Consider the following 4,958-nt stretch of genomic DNA (forward strand, 5'->3'; position numbering starts at 1 on the left):
GTGTTACTCACCCGTTCGCCGCTCGAGTACCCCCGAAGGGGCCTTTCCGCTCGACTTGCATGTGTTAAGCACGCCGCCAGCGTTCGTCCTGAGCCAGGATCAAACTCTCCATTAAGGCCAAACGACCGAGTCGAAGGGGCGAACCTCCTACCACGGCCAAACCTCGGAAAACAATCCCAGCATCGCAACCCCCAGAAGAGGTTGCATTGCCTCAAAGAAATCCCCGACCACCCCCAAAAAGGGGCGGCCGCGGGGACGGACCGGCCAAACCATCGACCGGACCGTATAAAGGCACTGGCTTTTAACACGCTGTTGAGTTCTCAAGAAACGGACACCCACCGCGCTGGATTCGCTTTCGCGTTTCCCGCTCCGGGGCGACTCGACTTACTTTAGCGGATCCGGCCGGACTGTCAATTTCGGCCTTTTCCGATGCCTCGGCCGTTGCCACTTGCGCGGCTTCTTCCGGGGCGGTGAAGCTATTTCATCAGATTAGGCTCGATTGTCAAAACCGAGCCTTTCCGTCCCACCACGACAGTCCGGGCGCGGCGAAGCCGCGTCGGCTGGTTCGGTAGTGGGTTCCCCTCGGGCCGGCCGCCTTCCGGCGTCCGCTACCCCGTGGGGCGAAGTGAACAGTATGCCCCCGAGGTGCGAACGTCAAACCGGCTCGCACATCCCGGCGGCGCCAAATCGTCCGGAACGGGGCCTCGGCTCTGTGCGCAGAGCCGTCCTACCTTGGGTTTTGTCCGGTCTTGCACCATCCTGACGCCCGGGCATCGGTTGCCAGGACGCCAATGTTTCTTTTTGGCAACGACGCTGATGGCGTGGCGGTTTTACGGCTTGGCCAGGTATCCGCCGATGAAGAGAACGCCTTCGGCCAGGACCCAGACGATTGCCGCCACGGTGAGAAGGGCGTCCAGCCGATCGGGTTTCTGCCGGACGCCCGGCAGCGCCCAGGCCGTCGCCGCGATGACGAGGGCGAGAACGGCCACCGGCGCCGAGATGCGGACGGCGTCGTCGAATCCCGAGCTGCATCCCGGATCGCGTTGTTCGTCCTCACCGCAGAATGCGGTGGCGCCCCAGCCGCCGAGCGCGGAGAAGGCCCAGAGGGCGGCCAGCACGCCGTTCGCGATCGTCGGAATCGCCGGCGAGATCCACCAGCTGTTCGGACGCCCGGGCATGGCCTGCACGAACGGAACGTACCTCGCGGCGGCACGACCGGGAAGCCCTCCCCGGGAACCCCGTGAAGCCCGCCTGCGAAGCATGGCCGCGGATCAGGTGATCTCTTTGGCCTCGTGCAGGTTCATGTCCATCACGATCGCCGTCATGACGGCCATCGTCCGCAATGGTTCGGGCACGGGGTCGAAGATTTCCACAGCGTACTTGTCGGCCGTCGTCAGCAGGTGGGTGGCGAGGCCGGCCCATTTCTTCCGGATGTGGGCGACCTTGGTGCCGTCGGTGTCGGTCACCTCGAAATTGTTCCGGGGCACGTCCACCGAGACGGCGCCGATCAGGGTGCCCTCGCCGTCGTAGACGACATAGCGGCGCCCCACGCGTTCGGTGACGAACGAGCCGAAGGCGTCGCCTTCCGGGGTGAGGATCTCGGTGTATTCCCGTCCCCGCTGCTTGTCGACGATTACGACGGGGTCGCCGTCGGGCGTCGTCAACACGACGGCCCTGGCGTCGAGGTTCGACTTGCCGCCGAACACGCCTCGCATCTCGGCGCGTCCCTCGTCGTCGGTGGGCGCCGCGATGGCGAGGACGGCGCCGCCGCCGTCGAGCACCTTGTACCGCGATTTGGCGAACGGGCCCCTCCGAGGCTGTTCGACCTTGAGCACCGAGGAGCTGAACACTTCGTTCACGCGTTCTCCTGCCTCATCGGCCGCACAGGCGACCATCTGTTCACCGTCCCGGCGCGTCGGCACCCCTCGGTGCGCCGCGCCGTCCAAGCGGCGATCCTGCCAAGCCCGGCCCTTCAGCGGAAGCACATTCCGGAGCCGGCCGCGCCGCCGAGCGCTCGCTACCTGGGCTGACCTGGGCAAGGGACGTGGAGTGTCACGCCCGGGAAACTGACTTGTGTCCGCCGGACGGCGTCGTCCAGGTTGACGATTGCCCGGTCAGGGTGTCAGGCCATCGAGGAAATCCGGCACGTCCTTTCCCTCGTACAACATCAGATCGAGTCCGATCGGCGCGGCCACGACGAGTATCCGCAACGGGTCGGGCAGCGTGTGGAAGAACGTCACCGAGTAGCGGTCCGCGGTGGTCAGCAGTTCGGTGGCCATGCCCTTCCATTTCTTGTCGACTTGCGCGACGTGGGTTCCGGCGGTGTCCAGCACCCTGAATTTCCTGGCGGTCTTGTTGCCGTCCAGCCTCCCGACAGGACGTTCCGCCGCGTCGAGCAGCACATAGCGCCATTCGTAGGCGTCCATCCGGATCGACCCGTGCAGGGTGCCGTCCGGTGTGCTGACCCATGTCGCGCGGGTGGTCTTCGGGCGTTCGATCATCAGGACCGGTGTGCCCTGGGCGTTCTCCACCTGGACGGTCCGCTGATCGCTGCCGTCGAGCATCACCGCTCGCCACGCCTGGCGCTTCAGCGACACGGCTCGTTCTTCCGCCCTGGCCAGCAGGGTGCCGCCCGCGTCGAACACCTTGTACTGCGACTTCGCGGAAGGGAGGCGGCGCGGCTGTTCGATCTTGAGCACGGGAGAACTGAAGAGGTCGCTCACATGTCCTCCTTAACGGCGTCCTCCGGCATGGACGCCGGATCCGGGACGGCCTGGCAGCCAGGGCGAGCGGGGCGGTACCCGCGGCCGGACGGGCACCCTGATCAATTTGTCTGACGTGCGAACGTCCGGGCAGGTTCGGTCTACGCGCCGGAACGCGCGAAACAGCCGAAGGGACGGCCCCGTACGGGACCGTCCCTTCGTATGCGTACCGAGTCGGACGCCAGAACCCGATGGAGCCGGGTCAGAAGTCCATGCCGCCGGCGTCGGGCATGCCGCCCGCCGGGGCCGGGTTCTTCTCCGGCTTCTCGGCGATGACCGCCTCGGTGGTCAGGAACAGTGCGGCGATCGACGACGCGTTCTGCAGCGCGGACCGGGTGACCTTGGCCGGGTCGATGATCCCCGCGTCGAACATGTTGACGTAGTCGCCGCTCGCGGCGTTGAGGCCCTCGCCCGGGGTCAGGTTGCGGACCCGCTCCACCACGACGCCGCCCTCGAGGCCGGCGTTGACGGCGATCTGCTTCAGCGGCTCCTCCAGAGCGCGCTTCACGATGTTCGCGCCGGTGGCCTCGTCGCCCGCGAGCTCCAGCTTGTCGAACGCCTTGGTGCCGGCCTGGATCAGCGCGACGCCACCACCGGGGACGATGCCCTCCTCGACCGCGGCCTTGGCGTTGCGGACGGCGTCCTCGATGCGGTGCTTGCGCTCCTTGAGCTCCACCTCGGTCGCGGCGCCGGCCTTGATGACCGCGACACCGCCCGCGAGCTTGGCCAGCCGCTCCTGCAGCTTCTCGCGGTCGTAGTCGGAGTCGGTGTTGTCGATCTCGGTGCGGATCTGGTTGACCCGGCCCGCGATCTCGTTGGCGTCACCGGCGCCGTCCACGATCGTGGTCTCGTCCTTGGCGATGACGATCTTGCGCGCCCGGCCGAGCATGTCGACCGAGGTGTTCTCCAGCTTGAGGCCGACGTCCTCGCTGATGACCTGGCCGCCGGTCAGCGTGGCGATGTCGCCCAGCATGGCCTTGCGGCGGTCGCCGAAGCCCGGGGCCTTCACGGCCACGGACTTGAAGATCCCGCGGATCTTGTTGACGACCAGCGTGGCCAGGGCCTCGCCCTCGACGTCCTCCGCGATGATCAGCAGCGGCTTGCCGGACTGCATGACGCCCTCGAGGACGGGCAGCAGGTCCTTGTTGGCCGACACCTTGCCCTGAACGATCAGGATGTACGGGTCCTCGAGGACCGCCTCCATCCGCTCGGGGTCGGTCACGAAGTAGTGCGAGATGTAGCCCTTGTCGAAGCGCATCCCCTCGGTGAGCTCGAGCTCCAGACCGAAGGTCTGGCTCTCCTCGACCGTGATGACGCCTTCCTTGCCGACCTTGTCCATCGCCTCGGCGATCATCTCGCCGATCTGCGGGTCGCCGGCGGAGATCGACGCCGTGGAGGCGATCTGCTCCTTGGTCTCCACGTCCTTGGCGAGCTTGGACAGCTCCTCGCTCACCCGCTCGACCGCGGACTCGATGCCCCGCTTCAGCGACATCGGGTTAGCGCCGGCCGCCACGTTCCGCAGCCCCTCGCGCACCAGCGCCTGGGCCAGGACGGTGGCGGTGGTGGTGCCGTCACCCGCGACGTCGTCGGTCTTCTTGGCGACCTCCTTGACGAGCTCCGCGCCGATCTTCTCCCACGCGTCCTCGAGCTCGATCTCCTTGGCGATCGACACACCGTCGTTCGTGATCGTGGGGGCGCCCCACTTCTTCTCCAGCACGACGTTGCGGCCCTTGGGACCAAGGGTCACCTTGACGGCGTCGGCGAGCTGGTTCATGCCGCGCTCAAGACCGCGGCGGGCCTCCTCGTCGAACGCGATCATCTTTGCAGCCATAGGCTCCAGTCCTCCCGGAACAAGGTGGCTTAGACGGATCGAGCCGACGCCCGCGACGGACGGCCCCCGCCGACGACTGCCATTCCGCCGCCGGACTGAGGCCTCATCGCCCCGACCCAGACTGTGAAGTTGTCACTCTCCACAGTAGAGTGCCAACCGTTTTTTAGCACTCTACCCTGCCGAGTGCAAGCGCCGTACAACCTCGTTCCCCGAACCGTCACCAACCGGCCCCAACCCGGGGACTGTACAAATAACGGCGGATCTAACGATCAAGGAAGAGACGCCACATGACCGAGACCGCCGAGCCGTCCGCGACCGTGGACGAGTCCGTTGAACAGGGCCAGGACCAGGCCGTGAGGCCGGAG

Annotated in this window: 4 protein-coding genes and 1 rRNA gene; all 5 read right to left on the bottom strand. The window is 66.6% G+C overall.

Annotated elements, in window-relative coordinates:
• Positions 1-115 (bottom strand): 16S ribosomal RNA (locus E1287_RS41995); the annotation flags it as partial.
• Positions 116-830: 715 nt separating this feature from the next.
• Complete coding sequence (locus E1287_RS42000; protein ID WP_131971513.1) at positions 831-1,187, bottom strand: hypothetical protein; 357 nt, start codon at positions 1,185-1,187, stop codon at positions 831-833.
• 84 nt (positions 1,188-1,271) lie between these two features.
• Positions 1,272-1,859, bottom strand: a complete 588-nt coding sequence (locus E1287_RS42005) for a phospholipid scramblase-related protein (RefSeq protein ID WP_131971515.1) — start codon at positions 1,857-1,859, stop codon at positions 1,272-1,274.
• Positions 1,860-2,114: 255 nt separating this feature from the next.
• On the bottom strand, positions 2,115-2,723 hold the full coding sequence (locus E1287_RS42010; protein WP_131971517.1) for a phospholipid scramblase-related protein: 609 nt from the start codon (positions 2,721-2,723) through the stop codon (positions 2,115-2,117).
• A gap of 241 nt (positions 2,724-2,964) precedes the next feature.
• A complete protein-coding gene (groL, locus tag E1287_RS42015; RefSeq protein WP_131971519.1) occupies positions 2,965-4,593 on the bottom strand; it encodes a chaperonin GroEL in 1,629 nt (542 codons plus the stop codon).
• Between the last annotated feature and the right edge of the window lie 365 nt (positions 4,594-4,958).

The sequence above is a fragment of the Actinomadura sp. KC06 genome, from assembly GCF_004348735.1.
In the GTDB taxonomy this organism is placed as follows: Bacteria; Actinomycetota; Actinomycetes; order Streptosporangiales; family Streptosporangiaceae; genus Spirillospora.